This window comes from Bartonella schoenbuchensis R1, from assembly GCF_002022685.1.
Classification (GTDB): Bacteria; Pseudomonadota; Alphaproteobacteria; order Rhizobiales; family Rhizobiaceae; genus Bartonella; species Bartonella schoenbuchensis.
In genome coordinates, this window is record NZ_CP019789.1 from 372,224 (window position 1) to 393,553 (window position 21,330).

Below are 21,330 nucleotides of genomic sequence, written 5' to 3' on the forward strand. Positions count from 1 at the left end.
TGAAGTAATTTCGTTTTTTGTATTTGGTTTGTAAAGTATACTACCCAGCTAAATCGAAAAACTTTGAAAAAGTATTCTGATTATTTAACTATTCGTGTCTTTTATTATAACTAATTTTTATGATAATCCAACCAAAACAGTGAAGCATCTTTTTAGCATTTTAGTTAAAACACGGTGATACATTAAATCAGAAAGCTATATAGCAAACGCTATATTCATAATCAGGAGAGTAAGTGTGCGTAAAATCCGGAAGGCAGTATTTCCCGTAGCAGGCCTTGGTACTCGTTTTCTTCCAGCAACAAAAACAGTTCCTAAGGAAATGCTGACTGTTGTTGATAAACCTATTATTCAATATGTTGTAGATGAAGCACGTGAAGCGGGCATTGAGCATCTTATTTTTGTTACTGGACGCAATAAGGCAGTGATTGAAGATTATTTTGATGCGCAAATTGAATTATATACAGTACTTACTGAACGTGGCAAAAAAGAAGAACTTAAGCATTTACAAGATTTGCAGCCGCAACCTGGTATGACTTCTTTTACTCGGCAGCAACAATCTTTGGGTCTTGGGCATGCTCTCTGGTGTGCACGTGAGTTAGTTGGCAAGGAACCTTTTGCTTTATTATTACCAGATATGTTGATACAGGCTAAAAAGAATTGCCTTTCTGAAATGATCTACCTTTATGAAAAAACGGGTGGAGGAAATATTATTTCTGTTCAAGAATGTAATCTTGAAGACGTTCACAAATATGGTATTGTCGGTAGGGGTAAGCAAATTGCAAATGGTTTTGAAATCACAAAAATGGTAGAGAAACCAGAAAAAGAAACGGCTCCATCTAATTTATACATTAATGGACGTTATATTTTACAACCAGAAATTTTTGATATTCTTTCCAATCAAGAACGAGGGGCAGAAAATGAAATTCAGTTGACAGATGCTATGGTTCGGCTTTCAAATGAGCAAGCTTTTTTTGGTTTCCAGTTAGATGGATATACTTTTGATTGTGGCTCTACAACTGGTTTTATTGAAGCCAATGTTGCGTTTGCTTTAGCGCGTGCTGATATGCATCAGCATGTTTCTGTTTCATTGAAAAACTTACTTGAAACGATAAAAGCTTAAAAATAATATAGATCTCTGTTTTGATTTCATTTATCAAACTTAGTTATGATGATAGGGTCTTCTAATATGTTGGCTTTACAAGGTGCAATTACATCGGCACTTAAAACTATTTCTCGCGAAAAACAAGGGCTTGAAGCTCTTGAGAAAGCTCTTTCAAGCTATCTTTCAGATTCTTTTAAAAAAGCTGTTCAAACCATTAGTAATGCCCAAGGTCATGTGGTGATTACTGGTCTTGGTAAGAGTGGTCATATAGGAACAAAAATTGCTGCGACTTTAGCCTCAACGGGGACGCCTGCCTTTTTTGTGCACGCAGCAGAGGCTAATCATGGTGACCTTGGTATGATTAGTTCTGATGATGTTATTCTTGCTTTGTCATGGTCAGGTGAAACTATGGAATTAAGCGGCATTATAAACCATGCTGCGCGTTTTCGTATCCCACTTATTGCAATGACATCTGGCGAGCACTCTGTATTAGGGCGAAAAGCTGATATTGTATTATTATTACCAAAGGTAGAAGAGGCTTGTCCTCATGGACTTGCTCCGACAACTTCTACAGTTATGCAATTGGCAATGGGTGATGCATTAGCTGTTGCTCTTTTAGAAAGGCATGACTTTAGCGCAACAGATTTTAAAATTTATCATCCTGGTGGTTCGCTTGGTGCAAACTTTAAATATGTGCGCGATATTATGCATCAAGGTGATAGTCTTCCTTTGATTATACAGGGTGCACCTATGACTGAAGCTGTAAATATTTTGGTTGAAAAACATTTTGGTTGTGTTGGTGTTATAAACCAAACAGGTGAGTTAATTGGAATTGTAACAGATGGCGATCTTGCGCGTAATATTCACTGTGATTTATCAAAATTCAATGTTGATGAGGTAATGACAAAGGATCCTAAAAATGTAACCCCAGATACACTCGTTGGTGCTGCGACAGCTTTTATTAATGATCATCAGATTGGTGCTTTTTTTGTCATTGAAGATAAAAAACCCGTAGGGATTGTTCATTTTCATGATCTTTTGCGTATTGGTGCTGTTTGAGTTAATGGGTGCCGATATCAGGTAGAATTTTTAATGTGCAAATTAAGGTGAATTCAATAATAACAGAAGCAATTTAAATATAAAATTTTCTGTAAGGTATCGTTGTCAAAGGACTATTGTTTACATATCTTAAGGTTATGTAGCAAGTTTATCAGGCGAGATAACGTGTTAATGTTTACATTAATTCTAAAGCTCTATTAGGAAGAGGAATTACAATTTCTTATGAGTTTATTTTGTAAATTTAAATAAATTTTGACTTTCATTTAAATTTGACGGTTGAGAAAAAAATGTGATCCAGTACTTGATGTGCAGAAAAGCTGCATTGTGTCATTTGATAACCTACAATCAGCTCTAGATATAGTTCCACGGAGAATTGAGCGTATTTCAATTTCTACATGTTGGGCATTGACGTAATTGTAAGTGCCTTCTGATAATTTTTCTTTTGTGTCTGCTGCTCGTGTTTCAAAAGTGCCATTGCGGAAAGAAGAAATAATACCGTTTTTATCAATCCATTCACCATCAATTCCAGTTGGTATATTTTCTACAGTTGGGTGTTGCCCATAATGGTGTGGAAGGCTACAGGCTCCTATAGCCAAAATAGTAATTGTAAGACATAAAATGCGGCAGATATGTTGCATTTGTTTCACTCTATTTATTTTATGTTGCTTTTCAATTATTTATAATAAACTTAAGATTATTATTATTAAGTTACTTTATTAATTAATATTGAGGTTTTTGCTGAAAAATAATGAAAAAGCAAAGAATTGGAAAAAATATCTTAATGTTGTTAATTATTAAAATAATAAATTTAACACGCGCGATACAAAAGGTAAAATATTTTTTATGATTTACATAATTCTCAATATTAATATTGTTTAGTAGTCTCAAAGGAGATTATTAAATTATGGTTGGCCCTATTCTTGTTGCGAGTGAAGACCACGGAAAGCGTATAGAGTTTTCTACTATGCTCCGAGATCTTGGTTATCGTGTCATTGAAGCAGAAAATAGCTTACGTACGATCGATCTTTTACATAGACGTAAAAATGTCATGCTTGCATTGCTTGATGTTGTTATGAGTGATTTAAGTATAAGTGATTTGATTACGACAATTAGAGCTGCTGGAGTCTCTGTTCCTGTTATTGTTATAGCAAAGCAAGATAATCAAGAATCACTTCAAAAAGCTTTAAGAGCTGGAGCTATTGATTATTGGATTTATCCAGTTACACCACTACGATTGAGAATTACATTGAATAATCTTTCACGTACTTCTGCGTTAGAACGTGAAGTTTATTATATCCAACGACGAAATAAAAATTATTTACGATTTTCTGATCTCTATACAAAAAGCAGTGTCATGCAAGCGGTTTTAGAACAATCGAAAAGTGCAGCTATTTCCCCACAGAATCTTTTGATAAAAGGTGAAATAGGAACTGGTCGTGAAACGTTAGCGCGCATTATTCACTGTGAAAGCTTATTTTCAAAAGGGCCTTTTGTTCGTTTCCAATGTTTACCTGTTGTTGATCCAGAGCAAGAAAAACACATATGGTTTAAAGAATTTTTACCACTAGTTTTTTCTCTTGAAAAGGGAACTCTTTGTCTTTGTGATATTGATCGACTCGAGCTCATACAGCAAAAACGTTTTGCACATTATCTTAAAGAGAGAGAAGAGGCTATAAAGAATGAACAGCCTCCTTTTCGCATTATTGCCATATCAACATCACAACTTGAGGATCTAGTTAAAGATGATGTTTTTTTCATGGTTTGTTTGAACAGTTTTCCCAATTATGTATCAATGTTCCCACTTTACGAGAATTGAGAGATGATCTTCCAGAAATTTCTCAGCGTTTGATTGATCATATCATCACTGAAACAGGACGATCACATATACATGGTTTGTCGGGGTCAGCTATTTCATTGCTTATGCAATATGATTGGCCTGGTAACCATAGTGAACTTGAAAATTTATTATTTCGCGCAGTTTTACTCAGTGAAGGGCCTTTGTTAACTGTTCGCGATTTTCCACAATTAATGGGAAGTTCATTACTTGGTGTTCCAAGTATTATGTATAATCATGTTCAAGAACATTCTGAAAAAAAGTCTATACAATTTTTAAATTCTGAAGGACATGTCCGTACCTTTGCGGATATGGAGCGCGATATTATTGAAAAGGCAGTTAAACATTATAAGAGACGTATGAGTGAGGTTTCTCGCCGTCTTTGTATAGGGCGTTCTACACTTTATCGTAGAATAGAAGAATACGAGGGTGACAAACAGTCAAAAATAGAAGGAAAATCTATAATAGATTTCCATTCATAAGAATTACTGCTTTTACTTTTAATAGTAATAATATGAAGATTTCTGTTTTTTCTAAAGTACCGTTTACGATATAACTGACTAAATTTGAAGTAATTTTTCAATCAATGTTTTTGTTTTAACTTAATAAATATGAAATTTTATTTGAAGATATTCTCATTAGCTTTATTGCTTAAAGCTTGTGGTATTGAAATTAAGACTGCATTTACAATAATAAACAGACATTTCATGCTCTCGCACGTTGGACGCAGAGTTTTAGAATCGCTGATGGGGTAGGTTATATTTTTTCAAGTAAATAATAAGATTCTACTTTATTGTATTAATTGAATGATAAGAACGTTGATTTTAATGTTAGAGTACGTATTTATGAGTGTGCAATAGCTTTTAAAGTAGAAAGTGTATCACTTTGATTCTGTTAAATATTATTATCGGATCTATTATCTTTTTTACTACAGCATTTATATTGGCAATTTACGCTTATGGCTGTTTTACCAAAAGTACGATAAAGGAATATTCTTATGCGTTTAATGTTGAGAAAGATGCGACCAAGCTTGATCGTATAGTGAGTCGATTAGCAAAAGAGAAGAATGGATTAGGGGGAGACAAAGATGCTCTTTCCCTCATTACTAGCAATTTAGATGCGTTTTGTGTTCGTACAATGGCAGCGGCACAGGCTGAGCGCAGTCTTGATCTGATGTATTATATTTGGGACGATGATTTAACAGGGCGTTTGTTACTTAGCGAAGTGGTGGAAGCGGCTGATCGTGGTGTGCGCGTGCGTCTTCTTTTGGATGATATTAATGCTCAGGGACGTGATCCAGCTTATATTGCGCTTAATAAACATCCTTATATTGAAGTTAGAATGTTTAATCCAGGGCGAGCACGCAGTGGTGGTTTACGTCGCGGTTTAGAGATTATCTTGCGGGCACTTGTTGTAACACGCAGAATGCATAATAAAGCTTTTATTGTAGATGGACGGGTAGCTTTTGTAGGAGGACGCAATATTGCAGATTCTTATTTTGATGCAGGTAAAGAGGCAAGTTTCCGAGATCTAGACCTTATGTTAATTGGTCCATCGGTAAAAAAAGTAGAAACTATCTTTGATGATTTTTGGAATAGTTCTGTAGTTTTGCCAATTCATGCTTTAGTCGTTCCAAAAAGTACAAATAACCTTGATGATTGGAAAGATAAATTGCAAAAATTTCGTCATTCCAAAGTTACAAAAGTTTATTTAGATTATGTCAACAAATATATCAGTTTTGAATGTTTTATCCAAACGAGAAAGCGATTATTTCTAGCAGATAAAGTTGAAGTTCTTTCTGATCCTCCAGAAAAAGCATTAGGCAAAAAAGTAGGCAATTGGCTGATGGAGGTGCTCTCACAGGTTATTGAAGGTGCAAAAAAAACAGTCCAAATTACATCACCTTATTTTGTTCCTGGTAAAGCAGGTACACAGCATTTGAGCAGTTTGGTGTCAAAAGGTGTTGATGTTAGAATTCTTACTAATTCTTTAGCGGCGACTGATGTGGTGGTGGTGCATAGTGGTTATGCACCTTATCGTAAGGCGTTATTGAAAAGTGGTGTTAAACTTTATGAACTAAAACCGGATGGAGGTCCCCACCGGTTGTGGTTGTTTAGATCAAGTAAAGCAAGTTTACATACAAAAGCTTTTTTAATTGACCATAAAACTGCTTTTATTGGATCTTTAAATTTTGATCCTCGATCAGCTTCATTGAATACAGAAATGGGTATTCTTTTTGAATGTGCACCAATTACAGCTATGTTGGATTTGCTTTTTTTAGAGGAAACAACAGGTGAAATGAGTTATTGTTTACGTCTTGGGGATAATGATCGTATTTATTGGGATTTTATTGAAAATGAAAAACAATATAGTATTGATTATGAACCAGAAAGCAGTTTTAGGCGTCGCGCATTTGCAAAGATAATGAGTTGGTTGCCACTTGAATCACAATTATAGCTTATACAAGAATATATTAGAAAAAATATTTATTTTTCTTTTCATTTTGTTTGTAACATGGCATAATTCATTGCCAAATTCACAGCGCATAAAGACTACAGCTGCACTTTATATTTATTTGCCAGTATTTTATTATTAAAGGAATTTGGCCATGACAAAAATTGTTGAAACCAAAACAGGTGTATTGGCGCTTACCTTTGATGATGTACTTCTGCAACCTGGCCATTCGCTTGTTATGCCTAGCCAAGTGGATCTTAAAACACGTATTGCAGCTGATATTGAATTGAATTTACCTTTACTTTCTGCCGCAATGGATACGGTGACAGAATCGCGTTTAGCAATTGCTATGGCTCAAGCTGGGGGTCTTGGTGTTATTCATCGCAACATGTCCCCTACAGAGCAAGCTGAAGAAGTCCGTCAAGTGAAAAAATTTGAATCCGGTATGGTTGTTAATCCGGTAACAATTGGGCCAGATGCGACACTGGAAGAGGCAAAGAATTTAATGCGCTCTCATGGTATTTCAGGTATTCCTGTTGTTGAAAATGGAGCTAAGGGTGGAATTTCTGGTAAGCTGGTTGGTATTTTAACCAATAGGGATGTGCGCTTTGCATCAGATCCAAAGCAAAAAATCCGTGAATTAATGACGCATGAAAATTTAATCACAGTACGTGAAAATGTTCAACTGGATGAAGCAAAATGTCTTTTACATTATCATCGTATTGAAAAATTATTGGTTGTAGACGAGCAAAATCGCTGTGTTGGTTTAGTGACAGTCAAAGATATTGAAAAAGCGCGGTTACATCCGAATGCTACTAAAGATTCTCAAGGGCGTTTACGTGTTGCAGCTGCCAGTGGTGTAGGGGATAACGGAATTGAACGAGCTGAACGATTAGTTGATGCAGGCGTTGATGTATTGGTGATTGATACAGCTCATGGGCATTCTCAACGTGTGTTAGAAACGATTGAACGTATTAAAAAAATGGCACTTTCTACAACTATTATGGCTGGTAATGTAGCGACTGCGCAAGCAACACAAGCTTTAATTGATAGTGGTGCAGATGCGGTAAAAGTTGGTATTGGGCCTGGCTCTATTTGTACAACGCGGATTGTTTCGGGGGTTGGTGTACCTCAGCTTTCAGCTATTATGGATGCTGTAGAAGTTGCTGATAAAGCAGGGATTCCCATTATTGCTGATGGTGGTATCAAAACTTCAGGTGATTTTGCTAAAGCTTTGGCAGGCGGAGCTTGTGCCGCTATGATTGGCTCTCTTTTAGCTGGTACAGATGAAAGTCCTGGAGAAGTTTATCTTTATCAGGGTCGTTCTTTTAAAGCTTATCGGGGTATGGGGTCTGTCGCTGCTATGGCGAGAGGATCGGCAGATCGTTATTTTCAAGCTGAGGTTCAGGATGAACTTAAACTGGTACCTGAAGGTGTTGAGGGGCAAGTTGCTTATAAAGGCCCTATAGCATCAGTTCTACATCAGCTGGCTGGTGGATTACGTGCTTCAATGGGCTATGTTGGAGCACAAGATTTAGTTGAATTTCGTAAAAAAGCAACATTTGTTCGTATTACGAATGCTGGCCTTTATGAAAGTCATACACATGATGTTTCTATTACACGAGAAAGCCCAAATTATCGTGGTCCTGTTTGATAACTAAATTTGGCGTTATTTTTATATCAATACCAAGAGTTCTTTTGAAAAAATGATATGATATCTATCATTTGTGTGCAGCCTTGTATATTGCAATTCCAAACTTACCAAAAGAAGGAATTGGGTGTTACTTATTCCAATTCCTTCTAGCAGTTATCTTAAAATGGGAAGATTAACTTTTCATATTTTGCCGTCCTGCTTTTAATGCACAGTGGCGATCGCTAGCCTGATTACTTTGGACGGATTTCTTTCTATTATGTGAGGACATTGTATTTTGATTGCTTTTAGATGCAGCTATTTTCTCATTATTATGAGTATTCATTAATTTTCTCCTTTTTAACTATCTGGCATATGCCAGTATAGAGGAACGGTCATATCAAATAGTAGTTCCGAGAATTTTTGAAAAAGTTCATCTATGCTTTGTTTGAAATGAGATAAATATAGTGGGGCAAGAGCTTTCCTAAGCAAACAGCCTTTTTATAATGCTAATCGTTTAGTCTTCAAAACTATTGGTTAAGTCATTTAGTGTTTATTTTTATTTTCCAAGGTGAAGAGAGCTTTATAATTCTCGTGCAATCATAACTGGAATAGGCGCTTTATGGATAATAGTCTGAGTTTTAGAGCCAAATAAAAATTATACATTTTAGAGTGGTGAAAAGCTCCCATAACGAGCATATCAAGATGAAGTGTTTGAATGTTCTGAAGAATCATTTGTTCAAGACTGTCTTCTGTTTTGAGTGGTTCAACTTTAATTTTAGCAGCTTGTAATCGCTCTAATGTTTCGTTGAAACTGTCTTGCACAGCTTGTGTTTGCAATTCTGCCATACCTAATACAAAGGTTAGGTTATTAAAAAATTTTCGTGTACAAATAAAATCAATAGCTTTCATGATCAAAGGGCCACCGTCAAAAGCTATGAGAACTCTTTGAATTGGGCGAAAATGACGTGAAGCAACGAGAATTGGAAGCTCAGAAGAGCGTACAACGTTTTCAAAATTGAGCCCTAATCGTTTTTTATCAGATGCTGTTTGTTCACCACGTTTCCCCATAACGATAAGTGAAGATTGAGTATTATAAGTATTCAATGCATCAATAAGGCTATCATGACGTAAGCGTGTTTCAATTTCAATATGACTCTGAGAATTGAGATAATCTTTCGCTTCTTCCAAAGCTGTTTGTCCAACTTTTTGCGCAAAGAGTGCTTTAGCAAGAGTGGTATCTTGTTGTTTTAAGTCAGATGGATTTAGTGTGTTATTGTCGGCTTGTTGTGTATCTGGTATACTAATTTCTTCTTCCGATTTGTCCAAGACGTGCAACAACCGAATTGTTGTTTGCATAGATTTAGCAGCCCATAACGCTAGGTCACATACATGTTTTGCATAAATTGAAGAATCAATAAGAGCGAGTATCGGTTTTGTCATTATATTATGTCCCAATGTTATTGCTTATAGAAGAGGTTTATAATCTTCGTTAATATCTACAAGTTATAGAAATAATAATTCTATCTTTCTTCAGAATAAAATTCTAGCCTATAGTGAGAAGTATTCGGTTTTCAATAATAAATTTGGGGGTTATTTTAGATTATCACTGAAAATGAAGAAGATCATTTAAAGTTTTTAATTTAATTATTTATTGATAGCATTTGCATAGGAGAATGAATTGCGATTAGGTGGGCGTTTGCAAGCAGCAATAGATGTTCTAAAAGAGATAGAGATGCGGCATCGTCCTGCAAGTGAAGCTCTGAAAGATTGGGGACTTTCTCACCGTTTTGCTGGGGTGAGTGATCGTGCAGCAATTGGTACAATTGTTTATGATGTTTTAAGACGACGTTATTCATTACAATGGCGTATGGATAGTGATGATATTCTAGACATAGCTTTTGGAGCTTTGTTAGATACCGGAGCAATGACCATTGAACAGATTGATAGCACTTTAGAAGGAGATCGGTTTACACCACAATTATTAGCGCTTAAACAGCGTCATTCATGGCAAAAACGTCAGCTGGTTGATGCACCAGACTATATTCGTGGTGATATTCCCCAATGGTGTCAAGCTCATCTTCAACCCTTATTTGCCGACAATTGGGTAACTGAAGCTGCTGCTTTAGCAACACGTCCTCCGTTAGATTTACGAGTGAACAGTTTAAAAGCAACACCAGAGAAAGTGCTTAAAGAATTAGCAAAAATAAAAGTTCAATCTTTTTCATGGTTTCGGCAAGCTTTAAGAATTGCACCAATTGAAAAATTTGGACGTCATCCTAATGTGCAAGCTGAACCTGCCTTCCAAAAAGGGCACTTTGAAGTACAGGATTTGGGATCTCAAATTGTTGCTCATCTTACAGAAACAAAAGCAGGTATACAGTTATTAGATTATTGTGCAGGAGCTGGTGGAAAAACATTAGCTTTGGCTGCCAATATGAATAATCGGGGGCAAATTTATGCTTATGATTCAAATAAAGTCCGCTTGGCTCCTATTTTTAGTCGTCTTCGCCGAGCTGGTATCCATAATGTACAATCACGGGTGCATGTAGAAGAATTAAAGCCATTAGTAGGTCAGATGGATATAGTTTTATTAGATGCTCCATGTAGTGGAACAGGAACATGGCGCCGTCGCCCAGATGCAAAATGGCGTTTGACACCAGAACAAGTAAAACAACGCCAAGAAGAGCAATTTGCTATTTTGAATGAGGCATTGGTTTATCTTAAATCAAATGGACGTTTAGTTTATATTACATGTTCTCTTTTTATAGATGAGAATGAAGAGCAAATTTCCCGTTTTCTTCAACGACATTCCAACTTTTTTCCTATAGATTTGCGTGCACTTTGGCAGCGACATTTTAGTTCTTCAACTATACAGCCAATGTTTTCGAGTTATGGATTGACTTTATCGCCAGCATCAACTCAGACAGATGGTTTCTTTTTAGCTATTTTACAAAAGAAGCATTGAAGATATATTTCCACGTTTTTTATTTCAAATTGTATAACAATGATATTTTTCTAATGCCAAAAGGCTTGTGAAAAGAGAAAGATTAAATCATAAATCTCATTTGCTATTCTTTGCAATTATTGATTGGTTTTCTATGAGTACATCGCATTCAAATACTATTCTTATTATTGATTTTGGTTCACAAGTTACACAGCTGATTGCACGGCGAGTGCGGGCAATAGGCGTTTATTCCGAAATTGTTCCTTTTCAATTGGCTTTAGAGAAGTTCAAAAATATTAAACCTAAAGCTGTTATTTTATCGGGTAGTCCTTATTCGACTGTTGATGATGGCTCACCACGTGCTCCGATAGAAATTTTTGAAGCCGGCATCCCAGTTCTTGGTATTTGTTATGGTGAACAAATCATGTGTGTTCAACTTGGTGGAAAAGTTGAAACTGGACATGAGCGTGAATTTGGACGTGCTTCTTTGGAAGTAAAAGAAGAAAGTGCGCTTTTTGATGGTGTTTGGGAAAAAGGGTCATCTCAACAAGTATGGATGAGCCATGGTGATCGTGTAACAGCTTTGCCTGAAGGTTTTCGTGTAATCGGAACATCGCAAGGTGCTCCTTATGCCGCCATTGCTGATGAGAAACGGCATTTTTATGCAGTGCAGTTTCACCCTGAAGTTGTTCATACACCAGATGGTATAAAACTTTTGCAAAATTTTGTTTATAAAATCTGTGGTCTTAAAAGTGATTGGTCCATGGCTGCTTATCGTGATCAGGCTATAGCTGCGATACGCAAAAAAGTCGGAAAAGGTCGTGTGATCTGTGGTCTTTCAGGTGGGGTGGATTCATCGGTTACAGCTATATTACTTCATGAAGCGATAGGAGAGCAACTGACATGTATTTTTGTAGATCATGGGTTGATGCGTAAGAATGAAGCTGAAGAAGTTCTTACATTGTTTCGCGATAATTATAATATAAAGCTTGTTCATGTTAATGCTGCTCATAGGTTTATTAATGCTTTGAAGGGTGAAACAGATCCAGAGAAAAAGCGCAAAACTATAGGTCGCCTTTTTATTGAAGTTTTTGAAGAAGAAGCCAAAAAGGTAGGTGGTGCACAGTTTTTAGCTCAAGGAACACTTTACCCAGATGTTATTGAAAGTATTTCAGCTGTTGGTGATGGGATAACAATTAAAAGTCACCATAATGTGGGTGGATTACCAGAGCGAATGAATATGCAACTTGTAGAGCCATTACGTGAATTGTTTAAAGATGATGTCCGCTCTTTGGGGAGAGAATTAGGTTTGCCTGAGCAATTTATTGGCCGCCATCCTTTTCCAGGTCCCGGTCTTGCAATTCGATGTCCAGGTGGAGTAACGCCTGAAAAATTAGAAATTTTGCGTGAAGCAGATGCTATTTACCTTGATGAAATTCGTAAAGCAGGTCTTTATGATGAAATTTGGCAAGCTTTTGCTGTTCTTCTTCCTGTTCAAACTGTTGGTGTTATGGGTGATGGACGCACTTATGAATTTGTTTGCGCTCTTCGTGCTGTAACATCTGTAGACGGTATGACTGCTGATTTTTATCCGTATGATATGAATTTCTTGGGCAAGGTAGCAACGCGTATTATTAATGAAGTTCGAGGTATTAATCGTGTTGTTTATGATGTAACTTCAAAGCCTCCTGGTACTATTGAATGGGAATAATTAGAATCAGATGCAAGTGTTTGAAGAATCAAAAGCTGTTGGAAAGTGGCATTTAAGATAATTGAAAGAAAAGAACAATTGCTTGGAAAGGAGTATTCTTGGGCTGATATTGCCTTTAATCCTCATTTTATTCTCTTTAATTGAGTTTGGAAGTAAAAAATAATCTATGTTTAAACCAAAAATTGTTGCTCATCGTGGTGGAGCTAATCTCTATTCTGAAAATACACTTTCAGCGTTTCGTCATGCAATTGCGTTGGGAGTTGATGAAATTGAATGTGATGTTCATCTCCTTAAAAGTGGTGAGGTGGTTGTATTTCATGATTTTTGCCTTGAGCAATTGGTAGGGCAAAAAGGGTATATTCATGATATTGATAATGAAACACGCAAGCAACTTTGCGTAAAAGGCAGTACTGAGTCTCCTCCTTTACTAGAAGAATTATTAGATCTTTTAGTGCCAACAAACGTTGCACTGCATCTTGAAATCAAAACATGTGGTGCGATTGAGCGCGAATATATTTTATCTCAAAAAGCCCTTGGATTGATTAATAGCCGCAATTTGGCAAAAAGAGTTTCAGCAATCAGTTTTGATTCTACTTGTTTGCGCCCTTTTATTGAAGCAGGAATACCATCTGGTCCATGTATAGATAATTTTGAAGGTGATATATCTTACCAGTTTTCTAAATGGAAAAAATTAGGGCACTCTGATCTGAGTTTAGATGGTTCAATTGTATCGCGAAAATTTATTGAATCTGCACTTGATGCTGGCTTTACTGTCGGTGTTTGGACAATAAACGGGAAGGCTCGTTTATCACATTGGCTTGATATGCCTGTGCATTACATTACAACAGATCAACCTGATCTTGCTTTACAATTACGTTCACAAAAATGAAAAATAGTCTTATACATCATGACAAAGACGAAAATTAATTAAGTAAAGAGCTTTCTAAAAAAGCTTATGAGGTTTAAATTAAGCTTTATTAATTTTATTAATTATGTGCGTTTTCCTGTAATCTTGTTAAAAGTATGAAAACTCTGATTAGGAACGGTGAAATTTAATTGTTGTCCATAACTATTTGTAAGGCGCTCTTTTATATCAACTGTGAAAACGGTATTATTCCAACGTGTTAAGACATGGCACCCTGTTCCTACAGGTTTGATGAGTTCAATATGCGTATGAAAAACGGGACCTTTGTCTGGATGCTCACCCAACAAAATTGCTTCCGGTCTAAATGCTAAAATATCAGTTTGTTCACTACAAGAAAATGAACTGTTTAAATGTTGTTCTAGAGCTTGACGATCAAGAAAATTCATAGGGGGAGAGCCAATAAAATTTGCAACAAATATTGTTTCTGGATAATCGTAAATTTCCATTGGTGTTCCAATTTGTTCGATAGCTCCTTGATTCATAACGACTATTCTATCAGCCAGTGTCATAGCTTCTAATTGATCGTGGGTGACATAAAGGCTAGTTGTTTTTAGTGAGCGTTGTAGTTTTTTTATTTCGATACACATTTGTGTACGTAATTTTGAATCAAGGTTTGAAAGTGGTTCATCAAAAAGAAAGACACGTGGTTGACGAACAATAACACGCCCCATTGCAACACGTTGGCGTTGTCCTCCTGATAATTGTTGTGGTTTGCGATCAAGAAATGGCTCTATTTCCAAAAGTTTTGCAGCATGTGTCACACGCCTCTTAATTTCTTCTTTTGGTGTTTTTCTATTTTTAAGGCCGTATTCCAAGTTTCCACGTACTGTCATATGTGGATAGAGTGCGTAATTTTGGAAAACCATAGCAATGTCACGATCAGCTGGTTCATAATCGTTGATAAGCTCATTATCAATATAGAGCTCACCTGAGGTGACTTGTTCGAGCCCAGCAATGATACGTAATAAAGTTGATTTTCCACATCCTGAGGGACCAACAATAACAAGAAGTTCGCTATCAGCAACGGTTAAGTTTAAATCATTAATGACCACAGTGTCATTGTCATATTGTTTTTTTATATTTGATAACTGAATGATAGCCACGGCTATTTCTCCGTTTCAATGAGGCCTTTAACAAAAAGCCGGTGCATGCAGATGACAACTAAAACAGGTGGTACCATAGCGACAACTGATACTGCCATAAGGATATTCCATTGAGGATCATGTTGAAGTGATTCTACAATAAGTTGTTTCAGGATAATAAGAATGGTTTGGTGGTCTTGATCTGTCATAACAAGTAAAGGCCAGAGATACTGTACCCATCCATAAACGAACATAATAATAAATAAAGCAGCTATATTATTTTTACTAAGGGGTAAAAGAATATCCTTAAAAAATTTAAATGGTCCTGCACCATCAACGCGAGCGGCTTCTAAAAGTTCATCGGGAATAGTCAAAAAGAATTGACGAAATAAAAATGTAGCAGTTGCCGAAGCAATCAATGGAATAATCATTCCACTGTAAGTATTTATCATGTTTAACTGTGCAACGACTGCATATGTCGGAATAATACGAACTTCTATAGGTAACATTAATGTGACAAAGATCAAAACAAAAGCCGTTTTACGAAAAGGGAAGCGCATATAGACAATTGCGTAAGCAGAGAGGAGCGAAATAATAATTTTTCCAACGCTAATACCAATTGCCATTATGAGTGAGTTTATTAAAAGTGGTAAGAGGTTTGGAAGACCATGTTGCGCAAGACCATCACCAAAAATTATTTTATAATTTTCTAAAGTGTATTGCCCTGGTAAGAGAGGGATTGTTCCCGAGCTAAATGCAGCTGAGTTATGAGTTGAAGCAATAATAGCAACGTAAACTGGAAAACAAATAATGATAATGCCAACAATGAGGATAAGATGGGTCAGAAATGTCAAAAAAGGGCGATTTTCAACCATAATTTCTTTCCTTAATATTGTACACGGCGATCAATCCAGCGAAACTGGATAAGTATTAAGCCAGTAACCATAAACATTAAGATTATTGATTGCGCTGCTGACGCACCGATTATTTGGTTTCTAAAACCGTCGTCATATATTTTATAGACAAGCGTGGTTGTTGCATGCGCAGGTCCTCCAAAAGTTATATTATCAATAATGCCGAATGTATCAAACATGACATAATTGATGTTGATAACAAGAAGAAAAAAGGTTGTTGGTGAAAGTTGTGGGAAGACTATAGTCCAAAATCGTTTAAAAGGACCAGCGCCATCAATAGCAGCTGCTTCTATTTGAGATTGTTGTATAGATTGAAGTCCAGCTAGAAAAAAGAGAAAATTGTAGGAAATTTGTTGCCAGCTAGCAGCAATCACAATAAGAATCATTGCTTGAGTACCATTAATACGATGATTCCAAATAATATTTATTTTCTCAAGAAGAAAAGGAACAGTTCCAATAGTTGGGTGGAAGATAAACAACCATAATATACCGGCTAATACGGGGGCAACCGCATAAGGCCAGAGTAAGAGTATTGTATAAGCCTTTTTTGCATGAATAACGCGATCAGCTGAAACCGCTAAAAGAAGCGATATTGTCATTGAAACAACAGTAACAGAGACAGAAAATATTATAGTTGTAAGAAATGATTTTATATAAATTGGATCAGAGAGAATCGTTACGTAATTTTCAAATCCAATAAAAGTTGTGGTTAAACCAAACGGATCTTCACGCTCAAAAGATGATTTTATTGCTTGGGCAGTAGGCCAAAGGAAAAACAAGAAAGTTACAGCAAGCTGAGGCAAGAGTAGACAATAAGGGAGTAGTCTATTTTTAAAATATGCATGTTTTTCTTGCATTTGCGGTGCTCTTTAGTAAGAGGCGTTGGAAGAGAAATTAAAAGAAAGTTGGAAAAATCGGCTTTTAAAGTCGAATTTTTAGCTTTTAACAATAATCATGAAATTTTAATGATTAGCTTTTTCAAATTCACGTAAAAGCTTATTACCACGTTCAACCGCTTTATCCAATCCAGCTTTAGGTGTTTTAGAGCCGTTAAGAATAGCTTCCAATTCTTGATCAAGGATGGAACGAATTTGTGGCAAGTTACCAAATCTTATTCCTTTTGAGTTCTCTGTTGGTGGGTTGAGATCAATTTGTTGAATAGCGATATCTGCACCTGGGTTTTTTTCATAGAAATGTTGTTCTTTGTTTAACTCATAAGCAGCTTTTGTGATGGGGAGATAACCTGTTGTCTGGTGCCATTTTGCTTGATTATCTGTCCGCGAGAGGAATTTGAGAAAGGCTGCTGCTCCTGCATATTCTTCAGGTTTATGACCTTTTAAAACCCAAATAGAAGCCCCCCGATAATTGAGTTTTGTGGTGTATTTTGCACATCAGCATAATAGGGCAGCATACCAACTCCAACATTAAACTGAGCTTCTGAAATGATGCTGTTAAGCGATCCTGAAGATTGCATAAAGATTGCACAATGTTGTGCCATAAACATTGGGGCTGAGTCTAATGCACCAGCTGGGCCACCGTAGCGGAAAATACCTTGATCTGACCATTTTTTAAGGTCAGTCCACATACGTATTTGCAAAGGTCCATTCACTGTTAATTCTGAATCAAGCCCATTAAAACCGTTTTCTTTTGTTCCAAAGGGGATATTATGCAATGCTGAAAAATTTTCTAAACCAATCCATTGGGCTGCATAAGCCATTGTAAAACCACAACTTGCTGCTTTACTATCGAGAATTTTTTGGGAAAATTTTTCGATATCTTGCCATGTTTTAGGCGGCTGCTCTGGGTCAAGTCCTGCTTTTTTAAAAATGTCTTTATTATAAAAAAGAATGGGTGTTGAAGCATTGAATGGCATGGAAAGCATTCGTCCTTTTTCATCAGAGTAATAACTACTGATGGTAGACAAATAGTCTGCAGAGTTAAATTCTTGCTTTGTGTCATTCATGAGTTGATAAAGTGGATAAATTGCACCTTTTGCAGCCATCATGGTACTTGTACCAATTTCATAAATTTGGGCAAGAACTGGCTGCTGTTTTCCGCGAAATGCTGCAATAAGTGAGACCATGCTTTCTTCATATTCTCCACGAAATGAAGGAATGATTTTGTAATCAGATTGGCTTGCATTAAAATCATTAATTAAATTTTCAGTTTGTTTTCCTAGCTCACCGCTCATAGAATGCCAAAAACTGATTTTTGTTTGCGTGAAACCCGTTGTTGCTGCAGTCATAATAATTGCAAATGCTGCTGCGGAAAAATAAAAACGGTTCATGATTCACCTTTTCTGAGTTAATGGAACACAGTTTTTCAAGATTATATATTATAATGCGTAAATAATACCATGATGGTTCATTTCAGAAATACGTTAATTTATTTAAACATGAACCATAAAAAGGTCAAACGAATTTGTATAAACTTACCAGTTTTACCGTTTTGAAATATTATGCAAATGAGTACAATAATAACTACAAGTAATTGACTGCAATAATTCAAAAAAGAATAAAATAAAGGCCCGATCAAAAACGGAATCAGTCGGCTTGTTTAGATAAGAATATACAATATTTAAATTTATTATTTTTCAGTAAAATGCCGTTGAATTTTTGTAATATTTGTTGATAGTTTTGAATATTATTTAAAAGCTGCTGTTCATGTCTTAGTTATTGATAATTTGAGTGGTCTGTATTGCATTGATGATAGTGTTAACGTTGTATTGTATCATACTCAGATAAGTTGCTGCAGGGCCGTTTTTTTCCGATAATGCATCAGAATAAAGAGTGCCACCAATTTTCAAATTTGTTTCTTTTGCAATCTGTTCTATAAGGCGGGGATTGGAGATATTTTCAACAAACAATGCAGATGCTTTATTGGCTTTAATTTGCTTAATAAGGCTGGCAACATCTGCTGCGGTGGCTTCTGTCTCTGTTGAAATACTTTGAGGTGCAAGTATAGTAAAATCATATTCATGAGAAAAATAATTAAAAGCATCATGAGATGTAATAATGATACGTTTATCTTGTGGGATGGTCGCAATTTGTGTTGTGATAGCTGTTTGCAGTGTATCGAGTTTTTGGAGATAAGCATCAGCATTTTTATTGTAACTTTCGCATGATTGGTGATCGATTGTACAAAAAGCAACAGCAATATTTTTGACATAAATTTTTACATTAGAGATAGCTTGCCAAGCGTGTGGATCAATACTGTTGTGATGATGGTGATGTTTTGTACCGTGTTCTTGATCTTTAAGTGTAAGTGCGGGAATGTTGGCACTAGCTTCAATAAGAAGTGCTTTTGTATCGCTTGCTGCGATGAGTCGGTTAATAGAATCTTCTAAATGAAGTCCATTTACAAAAATAATATGAGCGTCTTTAAGAACTTTTACATCACGTGGAGTGGGTTCATACGTATGAATGCTTGCATTAGGGCCAACTAAAGTTGTCATAGCAATATGATCACCTCCTACATTTTCTATCAAGTCTGCGAGAATAGAAAAACTTGCGACAACTTTGATCTTATTATTTGCAGCGGCGGAAGATGAAAAAAAGGGAAAGAATAAAATAAAGCCGAGCAAGGCAAATTGTTTAACACGTGTGTGCATATTGTTTTCCTATGATGAAGAAGAGGTATAAAAAAGACGAGGAAATCGTGCTGCAATAAGGCCGCGTGGGCTTATGAAGCAAGAGAGAATATAGATAAATCCTGCAACTAAAATAATAGTAGGGCCAGAGGGAAGTGACATGTGAAAAGAAAGTAGTAGACCAAATGCGCTAGAAATTATTCCTAAAATGATAGATAGCACACAAATAGGCCCTAGCCGCGAAAGCCAAAAACGAGCCGTGATGGCTGGAATCATCATAATGCCAACTGACATTAGAGCTCCTAGTGAGTGGAAACCACCAACCAAATTAAATACCGTCAGTCCAAGTAATAATATATGGATATATTTTCCTAAGGGAGAAAGTGATTTAAAAAACAATGGATCAAGGCTTTCCATTATAAGAGCACGCCAGAAAATACACAGACTGCTCATTGTTATCAACATTAAGGTGGTAATTAACCAAAGGGCTTCTGTGTCAATAGAAAGAACTGAACCAAATAAAAAATGGAGAAGATCAACAGTTGATCCTTTGAGTGAAATAATAATAACTCCTCCTGCCAACGCAATAAGGTAAAAGACTGCCATTGATGCATCTTCTTTTTGAAAGCCATTGCGTGAAATTAAGGCAGTTGCTAACGCGACAATAATGCCCGCTATGATTCCACCAATAGCCATAGGAATGAGGACAAACCCATAAAATAGAAAGGAAATTGCGACACCAGGAAGAATAGCATGAGACATGGCATCGCCTATTAAGCTCATTCCACGCAGTGTTAAAAACACGCCAATAGGACAGGCGCTAATGGCTAATAGAGTCGAACCGATTAAGGCATTTTGCATGAATTTGAAATCAATGAAAGGTGCAAGGAAAAATTCGTACACGTATTATGATCCAATCTGCTTAGAATCATTGATAGGGAAATATTGTTTTGATGAATTGTTAGGAGAAAAACTGGGTATAAAAAATGGCATGCTATGATGGTCACTAGGGGTGAGGAGTGGTGTCGTTTCTCTATAAAAGGCACATTGTTTATTGATTTGAATCGTTTTGGGAAAATGCTCTTGAACAATAAGAGGATCATGCAGTGCTATAAGAACAGTTCGTCCTTGTTTTTGCCAATGGGTAATTAGTGCAAGAAGATCTTTTTGGGTATTAAGATCTACACCGTTGAAAGGTTCATCAAGCAATATGATATCAGAATCCTGTACAATGATACGTGCAAAAAGAGCACGCTGTAATTGACCACTTGATAGTGTATCAAGCGAGCGATTAGCGAGCTCTGTAAGCCCAACTATTTCGAGTGCATTTTTAATTTTATCTTGATAAGAGCGCTGGTTTTTCAACAACCCACAAAAAGACCACAGTCCTGTCTTTATAAGCGTTTCTACATTGATTGGAAACGTTCGATCAATTTCACACTGTTGGGCAAGATAAGCGATACGGCTTTTCATTGGTTTTACAATTTTGCCACTAATAGGCTTAATCAATCCTGCAATGGCTTTAAGCAATGTAGATTTTCCAGAACCGTTATCACCAATTATTGCGATTAATGAGTTCACTGTTAATTTTGCTGAAAAATCCTTTATTATCGTCCTATTTGCATAACCTAGTGTTACATTGTTGAAATATAAGCACATATCCATACCATTTTTATTCTTTCTCTATAAGTTATGTTATATAGTTACATTTGTCAATGAAATGTTATATCATTGCATATGTTTTTGAAGGTTATATCCTTTGATGGGAAGATCGTGGAAAATTCACAATAATGGTTGAATTTTTCTTGACGAAATAACGTGCGTGTATACTATATATAGTATCGAAATGATTGATTGTTTTAAATGAGCGCAAATGGGAATATCACGCATTTTTGAAGCTCTGATTGCTTCTACAATATAGCAAAAATTATATTATGAATAATTGGGTAGTAGTTCCGCTAAAGTGTTTGTTTAGCGAGGAAGGGTCTTTTTGTATTGTTTGTAAATCGAAAATTTTTGCAATGTAAGAAGCCTAGAGGGATATAAGGAACATCCTCTTACTATTTTTATAAAAACAGTAAGA

16 protein-coding genes and 2 pseudogenes are annotated in these 21,330 nt (G+C 36.1%); 8 read left to right on the top strand and 10 right to left on the bottom strand.

Annotated elements, in window-relative coordinates; genetic code table 11:
• Positions 1-235: 235 nt before the first annotated feature.
• Both galU and BscR1v2_RS01460 read left to right on the top strand, forming a co-directional pair.
• Positions 236-1,120, top strand: coding sequence for a UTP--glucose-1-phosphate uridylyltransferase GalU (gene galU / locus BscR1v2_RS01455; RefSeq protein ID WP_078689466.1), 885 nt, complete (start codon positions 236-238; stop codon positions 1,118-1,120).
• Positions 1,121-1,165: 45 nt separating this feature from the next.
• On the top strand, positions 1,166-2,161 hold the full coding sequence (locus BscR1v2_RS01460; protein ID WP_078689467.1) for a KpsF/GutQ family sugar-phosphate isomerase: 996 nt from the start codon (positions 1,166-1,168) through the stop codon (positions 2,159-2,161).
• A gap of 263 nt (positions 2,162-2,424) precedes the next feature.
• Here the strand turns inward: BscR1v2_RS01460 and omp10 are convergent, their stop codons facing one another.
• Positions 2,425-2,799: an outer membrane lipoprotein Omp10 gene (gene omp10 / locus BscR1v2_RS01465; RefSeq protein WP_078689468.1), complete on the bottom strand. Its 375-nt coding sequence runs from the start codon at positions 2,797-2,799 to the stop codon at positions 2,425-2,427.
• 266 nt (positions 2,800-3,065) lie between these two features.
• Between omp10 and BscR1v2_RS01470 the strand changes: the two are divergent.
• The 3 genes and pseudogenes from BscR1v2_RS01470 to guaB all read left to right on the top strand — a co-directional run bounded on the left by BscR1v2_RS01470 (position 3,066) and on the right by guaB (position 8,103).
• A pseudogene (locus tag BscR1v2_RS01470) lies at positions 3,066-4,477 on the top strand (sigma-54-dependent transcriptional regulator).
• 403 nt (positions 4,478-4,880) lie between these two features.
• Entirely contained in the window at positions 4,881-6,452 is a 1,572-nt protein-coding gene (locus tag BscR1v2_RS01475) for a phospholipase D family protein (RefSeq protein ID WP_078689469.1), read from the top strand.
• 151 nt (positions 6,453-6,603) lie between these two features.
• Entirely contained in the window at positions 6,604-8,103 is a 1,500-nt protein-coding gene (guaB, locus tag BscR1v2_RS01480; RefSeq protein WP_078662964.1) for an IMP dehydrogenase, read from the top strand.
• 172 nt (positions 8,104-8,275) lie between these two features.
• Here guaB and BscR1v2_RS07945 read toward each other — a convergent pair whose 3' ends face one another.
• Positions 8,276-8,425, bottom strand: a complete 150-nt coding sequence (locus BscR1v2_RS07945) for a hypothetical protein (protein ID WP_153301969.1) — start codon at positions 8,423-8,425, stop codon at positions 8,276-8,278.
• 254 nt (positions 8,426-8,679) lie between these two features.
• The gene (locus tag BscR1v2_RS01485) at positions 8,680-9,522 is read right to left on the bottom strand and encodes a universal stress protein (protein ID WP_236829010.1); all 843 of its coding nucleotides are present in this window, start codon (positions 9,520-9,522) and stop codon (positions 8,680-8,682) included.
• A gap of 238 nt (positions 9,523-9,760) precedes the next feature.
• Between BscR1v2_RS01485 and BscR1v2_RS01490 the strand changes: the two genes are divergently transcribed.
• The 3 genes from BscR1v2_RS01490 (at position 9,761) to BscR1v2_RS01500 (ending at position 13,626) form a co-directional block, all read left to right on the top strand.
• On the top strand, positions 9,761-11,047 hold the full coding sequence (locus BscR1v2_RS01490) for an RsmB/NOP family class I SAM-dependent RNA methyltransferase (protein WP_078689470.1): 1,287 nt from the start codon (positions 9,761-9,763) through the stop codon (positions 11,045-11,047).
• A gap of 133 nt (positions 11,048-11,180) precedes the next feature.
• A complete protein-coding gene (guaA, locus tag BscR1v2_RS01495) occupies positions 11,181-12,737 on the top strand; it encodes a glutamine-hydrolyzing GMP synthase (protein ID WP_078690293.1) in 1,557 nt (518 codons plus the stop codon).
• Positions 12,738-12,903: 166 nt separating this feature from the next.
• Positions 12,904-13,626 (top strand): glycerophosphodiester phosphodiesterase, encoded by a 723-nt coding sequence (locus tag BscR1v2_RS01500; protein WP_078689471.1) that lies wholly within the window; start codon positions 12,904-12,906, stop codon positions 13,624-13,626.
• A 101-nt stretch (positions 13,627-13,727) separates the two neighbouring features.
• On the opposite strand, the gene BscR1v2_RS01505 is transcribed toward BscR1v2_RS01500, so the two are convergent.
• The 7 genes and pseudogenes from BscR1v2_RS01505 to BscR1v2_RS01535 all read right to left on the bottom strand — a co-directional run bounded on the left by BscR1v2_RS01505 (position 13,728) and on the right by BscR1v2_RS01535 (position 20,906).
• The gene (locus BscR1v2_RS01505; RefSeq protein WP_078689472.1) at positions 13,728-14,765 is read right to left on the bottom strand and encodes a sn-glycerol-3-phosphate import ATP-binding protein UgpC; all 1,038 of its coding nucleotides are present in this window, start codon (positions 14,763-14,765) and stop codon (positions 13,728-13,730) included.
• 2 nt (positions 14,766-14,767) lie between these two features.
• Entirely contained in the window at positions 14,768-15,619 is an 852-nt protein-coding gene (gene ugpE, locus BscR1v2_RS01510; protein WP_078689473.1) for a sn-glycerol-3-phosphate ABC transporter permease UgpE, read from the bottom strand.
• An 11-nt stretch (positions 15,620-15,630) separates the two neighbouring features.
• On the bottom strand, positions 15,631-16,515 hold the full coding sequence (gene ugpA / locus BscR1v2_RS01515) for a sn-glycerol-3-phosphate ABC transporter permease UgpA (protein WP_078689474.1): 885 nt from the start codon (positions 16,513-16,515) through the stop codon (positions 15,631-15,633).
• A gap of 105 nt (positions 16,516-16,620) precedes the next feature.
• Positions 16,621-17,945: pseudogene (gene ugpB, locus BscR1v2_RS01520) on the bottom strand (sn-glycerol-3-phosphate ABC transporter substrate-binding protein UgpB).
• A 381-nt stretch (positions 17,946-18,326) separates the two neighbouring features.
• The gene (locus tag BscR1v2_RS01525; protein ID WP_078689475.1) at positions 18,327-19,268 is read right to left on the bottom strand and encodes a metal ABC transporter solute-binding protein, Zn/Mn family; all 942 of its coding nucleotides are present in this window, start codon (positions 19,266-19,268) and stop codon (positions 18,327-18,329) included.
• 9 nt (positions 19,269-19,277) lie between these two features.
• Complete coding sequence (locus BscR1v2_RS01530) at positions 19,278-20,150, bottom strand: metal ABC transporter permease (RefSeq protein ID WP_078689476.1); 873 nt, start codon at positions 20,148-20,150, stop codon at positions 19,278-19,280.
• 3 nt (positions 20,151-20,153) lie between these two features.
• Positions 20,154-20,906, bottom strand: coding sequence for an ABC transporter ATP-binding protein (locus BscR1v2_RS01535; protein WP_078690294.1), 753 nt, complete (start codon positions 20,904-20,906; stop codon positions 20,154-20,156).
• Positions 20,907-21,330: the final 424 nt, after the last annotated feature.